Below are 16,175 nucleotides of genomic sequence, written 5' to 3' on the forward strand. Positions count from 1 at the left end.
CTATTGCTGACCAATGGACTCAATATAACTTACAACGTCGATGACTGCCTGCTCCGAAGGAAGCGTTGAAGCCATTATCGACATTGGCTTACCATACTTATCATCGCTGTGCAGGCCACGCTTCTTAGCACGGAAGTTACTTAACTGACGATAGACATAATCACCGCCTAAACCAGTAAGCGCCGGTGCATTGAGCGCGACATTCCCCACCGCATCAGTACCGTGGCAGGCACCGCATTTTTGAATATAGTAATCTTGACCGTTTTTAATATCACCGTTAAATTTTACCGGCGGTGTGTGTGCAGGAAAAGCTTCGATATACTGAGCTAATGCCGTCACCGTAGCATCATCTTTTATCGACTTCGCCATCGGCTGCATCGTTGCCGCATGTGCGTCTTCAGCCCCCCTGACATCGTTGCGAAAATTGTGCAATTGACGCTCAATGTACCAAGCAGGCAATTGACTTAAGCCTGGTGCGCCGGGCACGACCTCACCCTCACCTTGACTTCCGTGACAACTGGCACAAACAGCATAGTCTGCCGCCGCATCGGCAACCGAGGAAGCGCTAATAAGAAGTGTTGATGCTAACAAAAAAGGCGATATTAAAGCCTTAGGCTTCAATAGATGAGACACCTTTGCGGCCAGGTGGCTATTTTCGTGTACTACAGAGAAGTTGTCTTTCAACATTATTATTCCCACTCACTGCGTTCTTTTACCTCAACTAACCCCGATAAAATACCGAGAGTCTAGCTGGGTATAGACGCTGTTTTTATATTAGTGGGACTATCGTACCACTGTGAGAAAAAAAGGGAAGGGTAACTAAGTATGTTCCATGTTAAATAACAGAAAGAACTAGTGGCCGCATTAACTTAACATCGATAGGTTGGGGTCACTCTTGCTCACGCGCCCAAGACTTCGCCCCCTCATATCCACCGACATTAGTAACATCAACATAACCCAAGCCACGCAGGGTCTCAAGCGCAACACCGGAGCGACGCCCACTACGGCAATAAAGAACAATTTCAGTGTTCTTATCGTCAGCTAATTCCGCAATATGCTTGGCAATGACGTCATAGGGAACATTAACAGCTGCGTCAAGGTGGCCAGCTTGATACTCCTCCGACGTTCGTACATCAATGATGATTCGCTCGGCTACAGCAGCCTGCGACACAAGGCAGCAACCTATAATAAAAGCAAGCAATTTAGCCATACACTGTTCCTGAGTAGGCCTCCGCCAATGATCAGCCTATTAATATTTATTGAGAGCTATATTGCCCTTCTATAACCAAAGTAGCGTCAAGCCTATTTAACCGCTGACAGCAACGAACTAACATTAAAGCCTAACGACGCCATCATTCGGCTCACGCCTAGAGAAAAGCATGCACCCAAACCAAAGCAGAGCAAGATCAATCGCTCTGCCGACTAGATTATTATTTAGTAATGTTTGATACATTGATAATAAAGCCAAATAATTTCTAATAATAGCCTTTAATGCAAAAATAATTGCAGCAGCGTTACGATAACTTATTATCAGCTAACGAACCGCCCCCGCAAGACAACCTTTGTATCGAGAAAATCTGCCATGGATCAATAACAAAATTCACTCTCCTACAGAGCTCAACCTAAACAATGTGTCATAATTACCTATTGGAAATTATGTAATACGCACCCCGAGTGATTTTTTATGAGTGAACACGACATAGCCCTTACTGTCGCAGCTATTGGCCTGACTGGCTTTGCCTGCCAATGGGCTGCTTGGCGAATGAAACTGCCAGCCATTTTACTTCTCCTACTCGCCGGCCTCATTGCCGGTCCGGTTACCAATTTACTTGAGCCGAACTTATTATTTGGCGACCTGTTATTTCCACTGGTTTCCCTGTGCGTAGCAATCATCCTCTTCGAGGGCAGCTTGACTCTGGAGTTTTCGCAACTCAAAGAGGTCGGCAACGTTGTCAAACGCCTTATCAGCTTCGGTGCTATCACGACCCTCAGCCTTACCGCCACAGCCTGCCACTTCGTGCTTGACTTCAGTTGGGGGCTTTCACTCCTTTTCGGCAGCCTTACAGTGGTCACTGGCCCCACGGTAATCGTTCCTTTACTTCGAACAGTGAGACCCAATAGTAAGATTGCTAATACGCTTCGCTGGGAAGGCATACTCATCGATCCGATAGGGGCGCTTTGCGCCGTCCTTGTCTTTGAGTTTCTCGCTTCAGGCGCCCACAATGGTGAGTTTAGCCATGTACTCGTAACCTTTGCCACCATGCTCGCTGTTGGGCTCAGCAGCGGCATTGCCGCAGGCATTTTACTTGCGCGCATGCTACGTAATCACTGGCTACCAGAATACCTTCATAATATTGCGACATTAAGCATCCTGCTCACAGTCTTTGTCGTTTCCAATCAATTTGCCGACGAGTCAGGTCTACTCGCCGTTACTGTTTTCGGCATTTGGCTAGCTAACGCGAAAGAAGTCAACGTTCAGCAAATACTTCACTTCAAAGAAAACCTGACGGTTTTATTAATCTCCGGCCTCTTTATCCTTCTAGCAGCCCGTATCGAGTGGGCTGACCTCATCACCCTCGGCTGGCCCATGCTAGCCTTACTGGCGATCATCCAGTTCGTCGTACGCCCTATCGCCATCTCCGTCTCAACCTTTGGCAGTCAGTTCAACTGGAGAGAACGCGCATTACTCGCCTGGATTGCTCCCCGTGGTATCGTCGCAGCCGCTATCAGCGCATTGTTCGCACTGAAGCTTGCCGAGCAGGGCATTGACCATGCCAACCTATTAGTCCCAGCCACTTTTGCCGTCATCATTGGCACTGTCGTCTTACAGAGCTTAACGGCAGCCCCCATTGCACGATTACTTGGTGTCGCTGAGCCCTCGCCAAGCGGCTTCCTGATCATCGGCGCCAACAGTCTGGCCCGTAAAATAGGCGGGGCGCTACAGGACGCTGGTTTCAGAGTCGTTCTCACCGACTCGATTTGGGAGAATATTTCCGCTGCCCGCCTACTTGGCTTAAAGACCTATTTTGGCAACCCCGCATCGAGCCATGCCGATGAGTACCTCGATTTAACAGGGATCGGTCATATGTTGGCGCTGACACCACAACGCCACCAAAACGTTATGTCTGGTATGCGCTTTATTCGTGAGTTTGGTAGCAATAAAACCTTTTGCATCAAGACCCGCAGCAGAGATACCGCCAAGCACCGTGCCTCGATCCATCATCGCGGCATGACACTATTTAATGCAGATACAAGCTTCCAACAACTTGCCTCGCTGGTCGCAAACGGAGGAGAAATTAAGAGCACTCGCCTCAGTAAAGAATTTAGCTACGAGGATTATTTAGCTAAGAACCAGGACGACCACATCGTGCCACTGTTCGCCATTGACGACAAACAGCACATCCATGTCTATGCCGAGAGTGTCGAGCTTAAACCGGGCTTAGACTGGAAGATCATCGCAATGATCACCCCAGCCAAAAAGGAAAACAACAAGCCGACTGAGGCAGCTGCGACAAAATCCTAACCCCTAACGACTCGTGACGGTGGGAAAACACAACTAAAGGTTGAACCCACCCCCTCCTCGCTATTAATCGTCAATTCCGCATCATGTCGCATCATCACATGCTTGACGATAGCCAAACCAAGTCCTGTGCCACCGGTCGCAATTGAGCGACTGGTATCGACGCGGTAAAAACGCTCAGTCAAACGACTTAAGTGGTGCTGAGCGATACCAAAGCCATTGTCAGATACGGAAAAGGTCGCGCCACCATCACTGTTACCCCTCCAACTAATCGTAACCTGGCCATCCTCACCGCTGTATTTACACGCATTAACAACCAGGTTATTAAAAGCGCTACGTAGCTCCTTAAACTGCCCCGTTAGTTGTATTGAGTCTTCAACCTCGATGACAAACGACTTCCCCTGCCCCGCCGCATGAATCGAGGCCTCCTCCGCCATCTCTCTCGCCGTAGCCGCTACAGCCACCGCCACATCGGAGTCCTCCTGCGGCACCGACTCTAGGCGCGACAGCCACATCAGATCAGTAATCAGGTTTTCCATCCTTTCTGCCTGCTCTTGCATTTGCGTAATCGGACGACGCCAGCGGGAACTCTCACTATCGAGATGCATATCAATCACCTCAAGGTAGCCTTTAATGACCGTCAGCGGTGTACGTAGCTCATGTGACATATTACCGATGAAGTCTTGCCTCATTTTCTCCAAGTGCCTGACTTTGGAGATATCACGAATAAAAATAAGACGATTGCCTGCGCCAAAAAAAGTCATACTGAGCGAAAGTGTTAAATGCGGCGTCGTCGGTGAGACCATCTCTAGTGGTTCACTGAAATCACATTGATTAAAATAATCAATGAACTTTTGATCGACGATCACATTCACTAGCAACTTCTTATAATGGCCAGGGAAAGAAACGCCTATTAACTTTTTCGCCGAACCGTTAGCCCAAGTAAGCTCTCCCCCTCCACCAACGACAATAACGCCATCAGAAAGTGAGGAAGCCGCCTCCTGAAGATAAGTTTCAGCGGCACCAAGACGTCGATGCTGCTCTTCATAACGGCTGCGTAAACGGCTGTAATCAAGCGCCACTTCGCGAACCATCCCGACGCGCTTATCGGCTTCAGCGAGATCGGTTAAAGCAGCTGTATTTTCAAGCCAGCGGCGCAGACGATGCATCCGCCAAAGGTGATCAGCCACAAAGCAAAGGCACCCTGTCAACATGGCAGGCAACATGTATCCCATAGCGCCCCCTACTGCAGAGATGGGCAGGACGAAAATTAATACGCGAAGAATCTCGCGGTTGAAAGCAGGTTGGTAATTCACACGGATTCCATCTAACGAGGTTAACGTCGCTCTAATAAGCTTCAGCCCCAAGAAAGCAGGCTGAGTAAGGTCAAACAGTCACACCTTGCTCTGAGAAGCGGTAACCCGCTCCACGAACAGTCTGAATATAGACACCGAAATCTTGTCCGCTGTCGAGCTGAAGCGCCTTACGCAAACGTCTAATGTGGACATCGACAGTGCGCTCCTCAACATAGACATTACCTCCCCAGACGCGATCAAGTAGCTGTGCACGTGAATAGACCCGATCCTGATGCGTCATGAAGTAATTCAACAGGCGGTATTCGGTGGGACCTAAATTAATCATCGTACCAGCCAATAAAACCCGGTGGTTATCCGGCTCCATCACCAGCTCGCCAACAACAATCTTCTCATTGTCATTACTCGCGCCACTACGCCGCAAAACGGCATTCACTCGCGCTATAAGTTCCCGCGGGGAGAAAGGTTTCGTAATGTAATCATCAACCCCACCCTCTAAACCTTGGATCTTATTACTTTCATCAGCCTTAGCGGTCAGCATAATGACAGGGACATCCGCCACACCATCATCTTTCTTGAGGCGACGCACCAACTCGATACCACTGGTTCCAGGCAACATCCAGTCTAACAACACAAGATCTGGTTGCTCATCGAGTATCTTGCTATGCGCTTCAATCGCATCTGCCGCTTCGACACACTCGAAGTCACTAAACTCTAAGTTCATTCGTAGCATCTCACGAATGGCCGCTTCGTCATCAACAATCAATATTTTTGCGTTACTCATAGCGTCCTCATAATTAGTAGCCTCAGTTATCGTACTGCAGCGTATAGGACTATTTAACGACAGCTGTGTGACAGCTATGTTACAGGCCCTACAGAACGATCAATCGAAGATGACAGTTTTGTTACCCTGAATCATCGCCCTATCCTCTAAGTGCGCCCGTAAACCTCGCGCTAACACTCGCCTCTCGACATCCTTTCCTAGACGAACCATATCGTCTTTACTGTCACGATGGCTGACGCGAATCACATCTTGATCCAATATCGGCCCCTCATCGAGCTGCTCTGTCACATAATGACACGTCGCACCGACCAGCTTTACTCCCCTATCAAAGGCTTTTTGATAGGGGTTAGCGCCAATAAAGGAAGGTAAGAAACTGTGATGGATATTGATAATCTTGCCACTGTATTTCTGACACAAGGCTTGTGGCACTATCTGCATATAACGTGCTAAAACAATCACATCAGGATCTAGCGTTGACAACTGTTGCTCAACTTGTGCGTTTGCAACCGCCTTCTCTTGGCCTTTAAAGTCAATGTAATGGTAAGGGATCTTATGCCACTCCACCATTGCTCTTAAATTCTCATGATTGGCAATCACCGCCACAATATCGCAATTTAGCTCCCCACTCTCCCAGCGATGTAAAATGTCCGCCAAACAATGCGAGGCATGGCTCGCCATCAACACCACCTTCTTGCGTACATCAGAATCATTACAACGCCATTGCATATCGAAGCGATCTGCTAACTCAGCAAATTGTGTATAAAACTCGTCGTAACTCACATTCAAACTATCGGCAAGGATCTCGCTGTGCATGAAAAACTGCCCGGTATCCCGGTCAGCGTGGTAGTTAGCCTCTGTCATCCAACCGTCACGATCAGCGACAAACTGACTAACAGCGGCAACAATACCCACCTTGTCAGGGCAGGAGATAATCAGGCGAAAGGTACGATCCATAACAAAACCTATATAAATACAAAGAGCTACAAAGCAGATGAAGGTAGATAGATAACATCGTCGTTACTATACGCAAATACTATGAATACTCAACGCTACCCCCTTACCCACGTCAGCCTTTTTATTGCCATATCAGCACAGGACAATAGCTTTCACTATCCCTTTAAGGTGACTACACGTATAATTTGCCCTCCGTTTCTACAGCCTCGGTCCTATCGCGTATGTCACACACCGCTACCCCCCTATTCTCCTACCGTAAACACTGGGCAGAATGTTTTGGTCCCGCCCCTTTCTTGCCGATGAGTCGCGAGGAGATGGATGTGCTTGGGTGGGACAGCTGTGACGTCATCATTGTCACCGGTGACGCCTATGTTGACCATCCCAGCTTCGGCATGGCCGTCATCGGCCGGCTACTCGAGGCGCAGGGCTTCCGGGTGGGTATTATCTCGCAGCCAGACTGGACCAATAAAGAAGCTTTCATGACGCTCGGCAAACCCAATCTGTTCTGGGGTATCGCTGCGGGCAACATGGACTCCATGATCAATCGCTACACCGCCGACAAGAAGCTGCGCCATGACGATGCATACACTGCAGGCAATATCGGCGGCAAACGCCCGGACAGAGCGGTCACAGTTTACGCGCAAAAAGTCCGCGAGTGTTACAAGGGCGTACCTGTTGTAATCGGCTCTATCGAGGCCAGTCTGCGACGCATCGCTCATTATGACTACTGGAGCGATACCGTTAAACGCTCTGTACTCGTTGACTCCAAGGCCGACCTGCTTCTCTATGGCAACGCTGACCGCTCAATTGTCGAAGTTGCCCACCGCCTCAATAACGGCGAGCAGATCTCTGAACTGCAAGATATCCGTGGCACCGCCTTTTTTCGCAAAGAACTACCAAAAGACTGGGTTGAGATCGACTCTACCGAGGTCGACCGACCTGGGGTCATCGATAAGAAATACAGCCCATACCAAGACACTGAAGAGCTCGCTAGTTGCGCCAAGAACAGCAACTCTGCTGTCACCGAAGCCATGGCTGATGAAATACAGCCCATCAAGATCTTCGACCTAAACCCACCACGAACTGTCGCGACACGTGATAAGAGCTTCATACGTATCCCCAGCTACGAACAAGTTAAAGGGGATGAGGTACTTTACGCGCACGCTTCTCGCGTGATGCACCTAGAGACAAACCCAGGTAACGCTCGTGCGCTCGTACAACGTCACGGCAAGCGCGACGTATGGCTAACTCCGCCTCCTATCCCACTAGAAACCGATGAGCTTGATGGTGTCTTCGCCCTGCCCTACGCGCGCAATCCACACCCCAGCTACAATGGTGCCCGCATCCCTGCTTTCGAGATGATTCGCTTCTCGATCAATATCATGCGTGGTTGCTTCGGCGGCTGCAGCTTCTGTTCGATTACCGAGCACGAGGGGCGTATCATTCAAAACCGCTCTGAAGATTCTATTATCGCCGAGGTTGAAAACATCCGTGATAAGACCGAGGGCTATACCGGCACAATTTCTGACCTTGGTGGACCAACCGCCAATATGTGGCGCCTAGCTTGCAAAAGCAAAGAGATCGAAGAGAGTTGCCGACGCCTCAGCTGCGTACACCCGGGTATCTGCAAGAATCTAGGCACTGATCAGACACCACTCATTAGCCTCTATCGTCGCGCCAGAAATACCCCTGGTGTCAAACGCGTACTCATCGCATCTGGGTTGCGCTACGACCTTGCGGTAAAGACGCCTGAGTATGTTGAGGAGCTGGTCACACATCATGTCGGGGGCTATCTAAAAATTGCCCCTGAACACACAGAGGAAGGGCCATTGTCTAAGATGATGAAGCCCGCTATCGGCACCTACGACGCCTTCAAAAGGATGTTCGAGAAGTTCTCTAAGGCGGCAGGTAAAGAACAGTATCTAATCCCCTACTTCATCGCCGCCCACCCCGGTACTAGCACCGAAGACATGATGAACCTTGCCCTTTGGCTGAAGAGTCACGGCTTCAAAGCCGATCAAGTGCAAGCTTTTTACCCCTCGCCGATGGCCAACGCTACGACGATGTATCATTCTGGCCGCAACCCGTTAAGCGCTATCAGCCGCAAACGCGGCGAGAAAGTAACGACTGCAAAAGGACTGCGCGCCCGCCGACTACACAAGGCATTCCTGCGCTATCACGATGCGGACAACTGGCCTATGATCCGTGAAGCCCTCAAAGAGATGGGGCGTAACGACCTGATTGGTAACGGCAAGAAGCATCTAGTACCCCGTGATCAACCTCGCACTTGGCTGCTAGAGCAGGCTGAGAAAGGGCGCCACATTAAAACCAAGCACACAGGCTTACCACGCAATCCAAGTGATAAGCGTCACGAAAATAGTAACGACCGCCGTAAAAATGCCCTGCGTGAGGGCGAACAAACTACAAACGGCTCCGCAAGCCACGGCAAACATCAACCAGCCAAGCCTAATCGCAGGCGTGAAGAAAAGAAGGCCTGGTCTGCAACGGCTAAAGGCAACATATCTGAAAGCCCTCGCCCAAACAGAGGCAAGCCAGCAAGCAAAGGCGGCCCTAAAAAAACTGCCGATGCTAGCCACTCTCACAAGAGCAAGAATAGCCGCCCTAAATCAAGCTCCAAACGAACTCGGCGTTAGCACTCTCTTGTCACAGCCCTCTCCCCACGGTGAGGGCTACTCCGCCACGCAAAAAATACCACTACCTCATTAGCGTAGTATTTCTGAAAATTAAGCTGTTTCAGTAAGTCGCCAGTTGGTGACGCCTGCGTACGCTCAATTTATCTGTTATTGTCTCTATACCGTGATACCGATGCACTAGCCCTAAAAAAAATAACAAGGCTGTTAGCAATGAATGGTGAAAACTCTCCACTATCAAAATTCGTCAACCGACTAGACGCCCTCATACCCGAGGAGCTGTTAGCCGATAGTGACACCCATTATCGTGCCCGCACCCTCGTCGGCATGTTAATTAGCTACAGCGTTATCGCGAGTATGATTGCTATTATCCTCATCGCAACCATCCCTTTCGACAGCTATCTATTCAAGCTTGGCGCTGGTCTAACCTTACTTGTAGCCTTCACCTTTGTCGTCATCCTTTATTTCATCAAACGCTGCGGAAAACTCATTCTACACACCAATATTACTGTCGCCACCTTTTACGCAATCGTCGTCTTTTCGGTGTGGATTGCAGGCGGCCCTATCACATCACCTTCGACGATTTTAATGTCAGTGCCTCCTATTTTGGCACTCTGCCTACTAGACCGTAAATACAGTATCGCTTGGTGCCTACTTTGCGCCTCCACACTAATCGCCCTCTTAGTCTTGGAGGTCTACTTTCAATACAGCTTTCTCAGCATGATGGACAGTGAGTACCAAAACATCACCCGCTCACTTAGCCTCGTCGCAGGATTTACCGCTATCGTTGTGATGGCACTGATCAACGATTCCATGTCGCGCCACTACAAAAGTGAGCGCGATGCCCAGCATCGCTACATTGAGCACATGGCTAATCACGACGCCCTCACCGGCCTCGTCAATCGGAGCAAGTTTGACCATGAGCTAGAAACGCTAATGCAAGAATATGATCGGCGCTGCAATCCAGCAGCCATCGTACTCTTTTACATCGATCTCAACGGCTTTAAAAGGGTAAATGACCAGTATGGCCATGCAGCTGGCGACCATTTACTACAGGTGTTATCTCAACGCCTTGCGGGAAACCTCCGTGATAGCGATATTATTGGCCGACTCGGCGGTGATGAGTTTGCCCTAGTAAGCCCGACCATCAGACATAAAAGCGACATTACAACAATCTGCAACAAACTACTTGAGCTACTAAAAACACCGGTAGACTTTCGTGGCCAGATATTGCAAGTCAGCGGCAGCATAGGGGTTGCCACCGCTGAGCTAGGCATCGCACCCGATCAACTCAAACACTTCGCCGACGAGGCGATGTACCATGCAAAACGTGAAAAACTTGGCTGGCACTATGCTGAACGCCAAGCAACAGCTTCAAGCATCGCCTAAGCTTGAGCGATCGCCTATAATACCAGTTTGATCAGTGAGCATATCGCCTTGCATAACTCTCATCACGCCGACACCTTTGAGTACCATCACCAATTTAGTAGCCCAAGCAACGACCCTATCAGCTTTTTAGCGAGCGCTACCGAACTATCCAAACAGCAAGTCAAACAGGCGATGCAAAAAGGAGCTGTTTGGGCTGGAACCGGTAAGAAACTCAAACAGCTTCGCCGCAACCGTCAACTGGAAGCAGGCTGTGGACTACACCTGTACTACAACCCGATAGTTCTAGCATCAGAACCTCCCACCCCCACACTAATACTCGACAAACAAGACTACAGCATTTGGTACAAGCCCTACGGCATGTATACCCAGGGATCTAAATGGGGTGACCACTGCACTATTGCACGCTGGGCTGGAAAGCACCTAGACCGCCCCAGCTTCATTGTGCATCGTCTCGACCGTGCCACAAGTGGGCTTATCATTGTCGCCCACGCAAAACGTACAGCTGCAGCACTATCCGAGCTATTCAGTGAACGTAAAATTCACAAGCGTTACCTCGCCCTCTGTCAAGGCGAGCTAACGGAGAGCACGACGGTTAGGGCCGAAATCGATAGCAAAAACGCTTGCTCCCACCTGCACCCCCTCACCACTGATAAGCAACAAAGCCTTGTCTGTATTGATATTGAAACCGGAAGAAAACACCAAATTCGACGTCACCTTGCCACTATAGGCCACCCTATTATCGGTGACCGCCTACACGGTCAAGCACAGCCTGGCGACCCTGACTTACAGCTAGTCGCCTTTCACCTAGACTTCATCTGCCCTAACACACAACAAACTATCGACATTACGCTAAAGCCTAAACAGCTACCAACAAGCTTCTTACGCTACGAAGTCATAATCTCAACCCTATAAAATAATGCAAGCGCCCTTAACCTTATTATGCAACAGGTACCGTATAGCGCTGCATTCAACATTTTTACAGTGTTATAGACCTCCCATAATTCAGGCTGTGCCCACATGCGTAGGCTCTCTCGTTCACACCCTGCCCTGCACTCTATAACGCCTTGTTTGGGACACAGATCAGAAGCAGCGCCATAGAGAATCAACCATAAACAATTATGCTTGTCTTTTGACTCTATAATCTATATACAAGACCTTCAATTTAGCTTCGCCAAAGGAACACCAATGACCAACAATGATGTGCTACGCCGTATTCGCTATATTTTCAGTTACGATGACAACAAAATGATCGACCTCTTTACTCAAGGAGGGTTGAAAGCCAAACGTGCCGAAGTTTGTGATTGGCTGAAAGGTGAGGAAACTGATGGGTATCAGAACTTGAGTGATCGCCAGCTAGCAACCTTTCTAAATGGCCTGATTAACGATAAGCGAGGCAAACGTGAAGGCCCGCAACCAGAGCCCGAAAACCGTGTCAATAACAACATCATTTTCATGAAATTAAAAATCGCTATGAACCTCAAGGCAGAAGAGATTCTCGACCTACTTGAGCGCGCTGACTTCAATATAAGCAAGCATGAACTCAGTGCATTTTTCCGCAAACCCGGTCACAAACACTACCGAGAATGCAAGGATCAAATATTGCGCAACTTCCTCAAAGGCGTTGAACTCAAATATCACATATAAAAAACTATAGGCAACCGGACATGAAAGCCAGCAAAACAAAAACTAGTTTTTACCGCCGTTTATTAGTCGCGCAATTAATATCCAGCGGCACCAACACAGTCCCTGCCATTCAAGCTCTCACAGCAATGCCAAGGCGCACCGCTCAAGATACCATCTCAGCACTGGCAGAACTTGGTATTTGCTGTGAGTTCATCGGGGCAACCAAAGATGGCTATTACCACATTAGTAACTGGGGGCCAATCAACCCAGAATGGGTAAATAACAACATGGTAGAGATAACTGAGTTATTAAATTATACCTTAGAGTAAGCTAGCAATCCTCTGCCCCACACACATCTGCATACTCCCAACTTCACCTACAGCAGCACCTAACCCTCATCAAGCGCTTCCCCCAGCTCCTTGCCAGTCTTTATTACAGCCGATTGGCGGTCTATCAATTCTTGCTTTAATAATAGGTTCTGCGCCTTCAAGCTATCAATATACTGCGCAACATTAGAGAAATACTCCTCTAAGTTTAACTCATCTTGAACTGGAAGCGCATAATAAACCCAATCGCAGGCACTATCTTTTGTTAAAGTCACCCCGTGCTTTTCCTGCAGCTGTAAGTCAGCTCGCCCCTTCACCTCCGCTGATTTAAAGTCTTTACACACTGTAGCCCAGTACTCTACGACTTCTGGCGTGATAACTCTCATATTGCTGAGACTCACTGGCTCAGGCGAAGATAATGGCAGAGGTGTTAGCAGTGGCGGAAGAATCGGGAGCGACGACAACTTACTGCTATCCTCTCCTCGGCGCGAGGGTGTAACGAACAATAACACTGCAAAAATACAGCTTACGATTAAAACATTGATGAGATTTTCCCGCATAAGAACCTACTTATTTATATTTCAACAAAATAAATGGCAACCATGCCACAACTCAACACTTACAATAGTTACTACTAAGCCCCTTGCCACTCTTGTTAGCGACAGAATTTACGATGCTAGCTGACTAATTCTGGACAACTCGGGGGCTAATCCATTTTCTCTCCAACAACTCAAGTTCATTACGGCCTTCATTAGATTTAAGTATTTCATTAATCATCAAAAGCAGCTCATCTTCTCTATCATGATGAAGAGCGATAGAGTAAACATTATTTTTTCTACCGTAGTTTTCTCGATAAAAACCGGAAAGAAGGCTCAACAAATCAGGACCATAAGTATCAAACCTATTATTACTCAACTCAGAGAATACATGGATTTTATCAGTTACTACTAGGTCAACATTATTATTATCGAGTGCTCGATAAAGCTGTGTTCGCGTCAAGTAATGGGAAACTACATTATAGCCGTATTTCTCAGCTAAGAAGCGAGCAGAGCGCTCATTAATCGAACCCAATACCGCTCCAACAAGCTTTCCCTGCAATCCATCAGGAAAGTTACCCACCATTTTATTCTTAGTGACAAACACCTCATCAGTACGAAAATAACCTTCTGAAAAAACTACATTGTATTTTCTTTCCCACTCTTTCGTTGCCGTCAGGCTAGATATAGCGAGATCAACCTCCCTTTCGCGAAGCTTGGGCAATATCTTACTCATCGGTAGGCGAGAAAAAGTCAACTTTATTGGCGGAACCAGCTTTAATTTCAGATTAATTTCAGAAACAATCCATTCCATAAGATCAATATCAAAACCAATTACTTTGTTGTCTGCAGTCTCTCTATTAAATTTACTCGACATGTCAGGGCTAGTCCCAACGACTAACACCCTTTTTTGCAACACTTTCTTCCACACCGATGGAAAAACCCTAAACAATGAGAAGTTACTCGAGCTTCCTTCCGTCAGCTCAACATCACCCGATCGGTGACCCGGAATAATTCGCCATAGAAACTCACCATACCCCACATTTTTAACGGGCAAATACATACTCTTTAGGTCTGGATTAGTGACATTAAACCGGTATGTCTTCCTTGAATCCAAACTAACTATTTCCAAAATATAGCGCTGACTACCATTATGAAGCCTATAATCCCATTCAAAATTTATTTGAGAGCCGACTAGGTCTGCCTCATTTCTTGGCTCAAGCGTAATTGGTTTATCATGTTCCTGCAGAAGCAACAAATAACTCATGCGTAGATTTTTGATTCTTTCATCATATATCTCCGCCTCAGCAGAGACCCTCTGTAAGCGAGCACTGAGCGATGACGCCTTGCTTTGTAGTGGTGAAATTTGCACATAGCCAAGAAAGAAGTAGGTAACACTGACAACCCACACTGACACAGTAATAACACTAGCCATAGTCAAGTGATGTCTCGAGGTTATCTGGATCCTCTTATAAGCTACTTCTTCAGACATACAAACTTTTCTCACTCAACATTACTACCTCCACCAGGCACCCTCACAAACTGAATTACAAGCCCACGTTAAGCACCATAGACCCAACGCTTTTCTAGCTGGGATAACTTAGCCTGCCCTCTTGGCGATAATATAATTTCATTAATTTTATTCAACAATTCATCACTCAACTCTCGACGTAGAGCAAATGCATAGTATTGCTCCTCGTGACCAAAGCTTTCTTTATAGAACTCTTTCATCACCTCATCTAGATCTGGCCCATATATTTCAAACCACTCGCTATTAACATGAACCATCGCATCAACCTTATCTGCGACAACAAAATTTATCTCACCAGCTTCTAGCGCCTTCAGCATATCCCCATAATATTTGAACTTAGAGTTGACTTTAAAACCATAGATTTTTGACAAATATATTGCAGTACTCTCACTCGTTGTATTATCTATAACACCAACAACACCACCTTTTAACCCATCAGGGAAACCATTAACCGGTGTTTTTTTAACAACAAACAATTCATGTGCACGGAAATATTTTTCGGAAAAAACCACATTAAAGCTCACCTCACGCTCTTTCGTTGCAGTCATGCTAGACACAACAATATCAACCTCTTGATCTCTCAACTTTGGCAACAACTGATCCCAAGGCAAACTTACAAAAGAAACTTTAATTGGCACATCCAGGTTTTCTTTATAATTTATCTCATCTATCACCCATTTAATTAAATCAATATCGAAACCAACCAGCTCATTATTCGCACTAACTCTTGCAAACACTCCTGACATCTTTGGTGTTGTAGCAACTAAGATCTCCCTTTTTTTTAGTACTTTTCTCCAAGCGGACGAGAACACTCTAAACAGGGAGTAGTTACTCCCTCCCCCTTGAACAAGATCAACATCTCCAAAACGATGACCCGGAGTGACGCGCCATAGAAACTCTCCATAACCAACGCGATAGACAGGAACATGCATGCTTTCCAACCCTAAGTTAGTGACATTAAAACTATAGTCTTTACCATCGTCTAGGTTTCTCATCTCAAGAATATAACGTTGAAACTCATTATTACCGGCATAGCTCCAGCTAAAGTTTAACTGACTAGAAATAATATCCTGCTCATTAGCTGGCGATAAGAGAGCGGGCTGATTACGTTGTTGCTGAATAGAGTTAAAATTATCCTCAAGCTTGTTAGCTTTTGCTTTAAATATATCGACATCCTTATCCTTTTCATCCACCTGATCCCGTAGCAAAGTTACTCTATCGACTAGCGGTGACAACTGAGTTTTCTCTACCAAAAAATATGTCGCGCCCATCATCCAAAGAAATTGAAGAACAAGAAACACCAATGCCATGACATGCTTAGTTTTTAATCTAGTAGCACTCTTTAATAACATCTCCATCGCCACCCTCATAAAACCTGATGATATTACACCGAAACAACCAGCTTCTCAGCATAGATATAGAAGCTGCCAACAAAACACAACAACATAAGATCAAGACAACATTAAAGCGCCTAACAACGCGTAAAGACTTGGATAAATCGGGGAAAGTGTATGCGGCAACACACTTTCAATAAAAAGGGAATTTACC

General features: G+C 47.2%; 14 protein-coding genes. 6 read left to right on the forward strand and 8 right to left on the reverse strand.

The window, feature by feature from the left end; all coding sequences use genetic code 11:
* Together EDC56_RS01870 and EDC56_RS01875 are read right to left on the reverse strand one after the other, a co-directional pair.
* On the reverse strand, nucleotides 1-687 hold the full coding sequence (locus tag EDC56_RS01870; protein ID WP_123710830.1) for a c-type cytochrome: 687 nt from the start codon (nucleotides 685-687) through the stop codon (nucleotides 1-3).
* 202 nt (nucleotides 688-889) lie between these two features.
* Nucleotides 890-1,210 (reverse strand): rhodanese-like domain-containing protein, encoded by a 321-nt coding sequence (locus tag EDC56_RS01875; protein ID WP_123710831.1) that lies wholly within the window; start codon nucleotides 1,208-1,210, stop codon nucleotides 890-892.
* Nucleotides 1,211-1,684: 474 nt separating this feature from the next.
* Between EDC56_RS01875 and EDC56_RS01880 the strand changes: the two genes are divergently transcribed.
* Complete coding sequence (locus EDC56_RS01880; RefSeq protein WP_123710832.1) at nucleotides 1,685-3,523, forward strand: cation:proton antiporter; 1,839 nt, start codon at nucleotides 1,685-1,687, stop codon at nucleotides 3,521-3,523.
* Here the strand turns inward: EDC56_RS01880 and phoR are convergent.
* The 3 genes from phoR to purU all read right to left on the reverse strand — a co-directional run bounded on the left by phoR (nucleotide 3,520) and on the right by purU (nucleotide 6,571).
* Complete coding sequence (phoR, locus tag EDC56_RS01885) at nucleotides 3,520-4,836, reverse strand: phosphate regulon sensor histidine kinase PhoR (protein ID WP_148059279.1); 1,317 nt, start codon at nucleotides 4,834-4,836, stop codon at nucleotides 3,520-3,522. The genes EDC56_RS01880 and phoR overlap by 4 nt on opposite strands.
* Nucleotides 4,837-4,906: 70 nt before the next feature.
* Nucleotides 4,907-5,617 (reverse strand): phosphate regulon transcriptional regulator PhoB, encoded by a 711-nt coding sequence (gene phoB, locus EDC56_RS01890; RefSeq protein WP_123710834.1) that lies wholly within the window; start codon nucleotides 5,615-5,617, stop codon nucleotides 4,907-4,909.
* Between the two features lie 99 nt (nucleotides 5,618-5,716).
* A complete protein-coding gene (gene purU / locus EDC56_RS01895; protein WP_123710835.1) occupies nucleotides 5,717-6,571 on the reverse strand; it encodes a formyltetrahydrofolate deformylase in 855 nt (284 codons plus the stop codon).
* A 221-nt stretch (nucleotides 6,572-6,792) separates the two neighbouring features.
* Between purU and EDC56_RS01900 the strand changes: the two genes are divergently transcribed.
* The 5 genes from EDC56_RS01900 (at nucleotide 6,793) to EDC56_RS01920 (ending at nucleotide 12,563) form a co-directional block, all read left to right on the forward strand.
* A complete protein-coding gene (locus EDC56_RS01900) occupies nucleotides 6,793-9,225 on the forward strand; it encodes a YgiQ family radical SAM protein (RefSeq protein WP_123710836.1) in 2,433 nt (810 codons plus the stop codon).
* Between the two features lie 210 nt (nucleotides 9,226-9,435).
* On the forward strand, nucleotides 9,436-10,611 hold the full coding sequence (locus EDC56_RS01905; RefSeq protein ID WP_123710837.1) for a GGDEF domain-containing protein: 1,176 nt from the start codon (nucleotides 9,436-9,438) through the stop codon (nucleotides 10,609-10,611).
* A gap of 48 nt (nucleotides 10,612-10,659) precedes the next feature.
* Nucleotides 10,660-11,523 carry an RluA family pseudouridine synthase gene (locus EDC56_RS01910; protein ID WP_211333526.1) on the forward strand — a complete coding sequence of 288 codons (864 nt, stop codon included), beginning with the start codon at nucleotides 10,660-10,662 and terminating at the stop codon, nucleotides 11,521-11,523.
* A gap of 273 nt (nucleotides 11,524-11,796) precedes the next feature.
* Nucleotides 11,797-12,255 (forward strand): YehS family protein, encoded by a 459-nt coding sequence (locus EDC56_RS01915; protein WP_123710839.1) that lies wholly within the window; start codon nucleotides 11,797-11,799, stop codon nucleotides 12,253-12,255.
* A gap of 20 nt (nucleotides 12,256-12,275) precedes the next feature.
* Nucleotides 12,276-12,563, forward strand: coding sequence for a winged helix-turn-helix domain-containing protein (locus EDC56_RS01920; protein WP_123710840.1), 288 nt, complete (start codon nucleotides 12,276-12,278; stop codon nucleotides 12,561-12,563).
* A gap of 59 nt (nucleotides 12,564-12,622) precedes the next feature.
* Here EDC56_RS01920 and EDC56_RS01925 read toward each other — a convergent pair whose 3' ends face one another.
* From EDC56_RS01925 to EDC56_RS01935, 3 genes are all read right to left on the reverse strand, one after another.
* Nucleotides 12,623-13,120: a hypothetical protein gene (locus tag EDC56_RS01925; protein ID WP_123710841.1), complete on the reverse strand. Its 498-nt coding sequence runs from the start codon at nucleotides 13,118-13,120 to the stop codon at nucleotides 12,623-12,625.
* A 124-nt stretch (nucleotides 13,121-13,244) separates the two neighbouring features.
* On the reverse strand, nucleotides 13,245-14,588 hold the full coding sequence (locus EDC56_RS01930) for a substrate-binding periplasmic protein (RefSeq protein ID WP_123710842.1): 1,344 nt from the start codon (nucleotides 14,586-14,588) through the stop codon (nucleotides 13,245-13,247).
* A gap of 68 nt (nucleotides 14,589-14,656) precedes the next feature.
* Nucleotides 14,657-15,985, reverse strand: a complete 1,329-nt coding sequence (locus tag EDC56_RS01935) for an ABC transporter substrate-binding protein (protein WP_162844050.1) — start codon at nucleotides 15,983-15,985, stop codon at nucleotides 14,657-14,659.
* Nucleotides 15,986-16,175: the final 190 nt, after the last annotated feature.

It is taken from the genome of Sinobacterium caligoides, assembly GCF_003752585.1.
In the GTDB taxonomy this organism is placed as follows: domain Bacteria; phylum Pseudomonadota; class Gammaproteobacteria; order Pseudomonadales; family Sinobacteriaceae; genus Sinobacterium; species Sinobacterium caligoides.

Bases quoted from the DNA above. Each gene is read 5' to 3' on its own strand.
- EDC56_RS01870 (WP_123710830.1), bottom strand. From the start codon at position 687: ATGTTGAAAGACAACTTCTCTGTAGTACACGAAAATAGCCACCTGGCC.
- EDC56_RS01875 (WP_123710831.1), bottom strand. From the start codon at position 1,210: ATGGCTAAATTGCTTGCTTTTATTATAGGTTGCTGCCTTGTGTCGCAG.
- EDC56_RS01880 (WP_123710832.1), top strand. From the start codon at position 1,685: ATGAGTGAACACGACATAGCCCTTACTGTCGCAGCTATTGGCCTGACT.
- phoB (WP_123710834.1), bottom strand. From the start codon at position 5,617: ATGAGTAACGCAAAAATATTGATTGTTGATGACGAAGCGGCCATTCGT.
- purU (WP_123710835.1), bottom strand. From the start codon at position 6,571: ATGGATCGTACCTTTCGCCTGATTATCTCCTGCCCTGACAAGGTGGGT.
- EDC56_RS01900 (WP_123710836.1), top strand. From the start codon at position 6,793: ATGTCACACACCGCTACCCCCCTATTCTCCTACCGTAAACACTGGGCA.
- EDC56_RS01905 (WP_123710837.1), top strand. From the start codon at position 9,436: ATGAATGGTGAAAACTCTCCACTATCAAAATTCGTCAACCGACTAGAC.
- EDC56_RS01915 (WP_123710839.1), top strand. From the start codon at position 11,797: ATGACCAACAATGATGTGCTACGCCGTATTCGCTATATTTTCAGTTAC.
- EDC56_RS01920 (WP_123710840.1), top strand. From the start codon at position 12,276: ATGAAAGCCAGCAAAACAAAAACTAGTTTTTACCGCCGTTTATTAGTC.
- EDC56_RS01925 (WP_123710841.1), bottom strand. From the start codon at position 13,120: ATGCGGGAAAATCTCATCAATGTTTTAATCGTAAGCTGTATTTTTGCA.
- EDC56_RS01930 (WP_123710842.1), bottom strand. From the start codon at position 14,588: ATGTCTGAAGAAGTAGCTTATAAGAGGATCCAGATAACCTCGAGACAT.
- EDC56_RS01935 (WP_162844050.1), bottom strand. From the start codon at position 15,985: ATGGAGATGTTATTAAAGAGTGCTACTAGATTAAAAACTAAGCATGTC.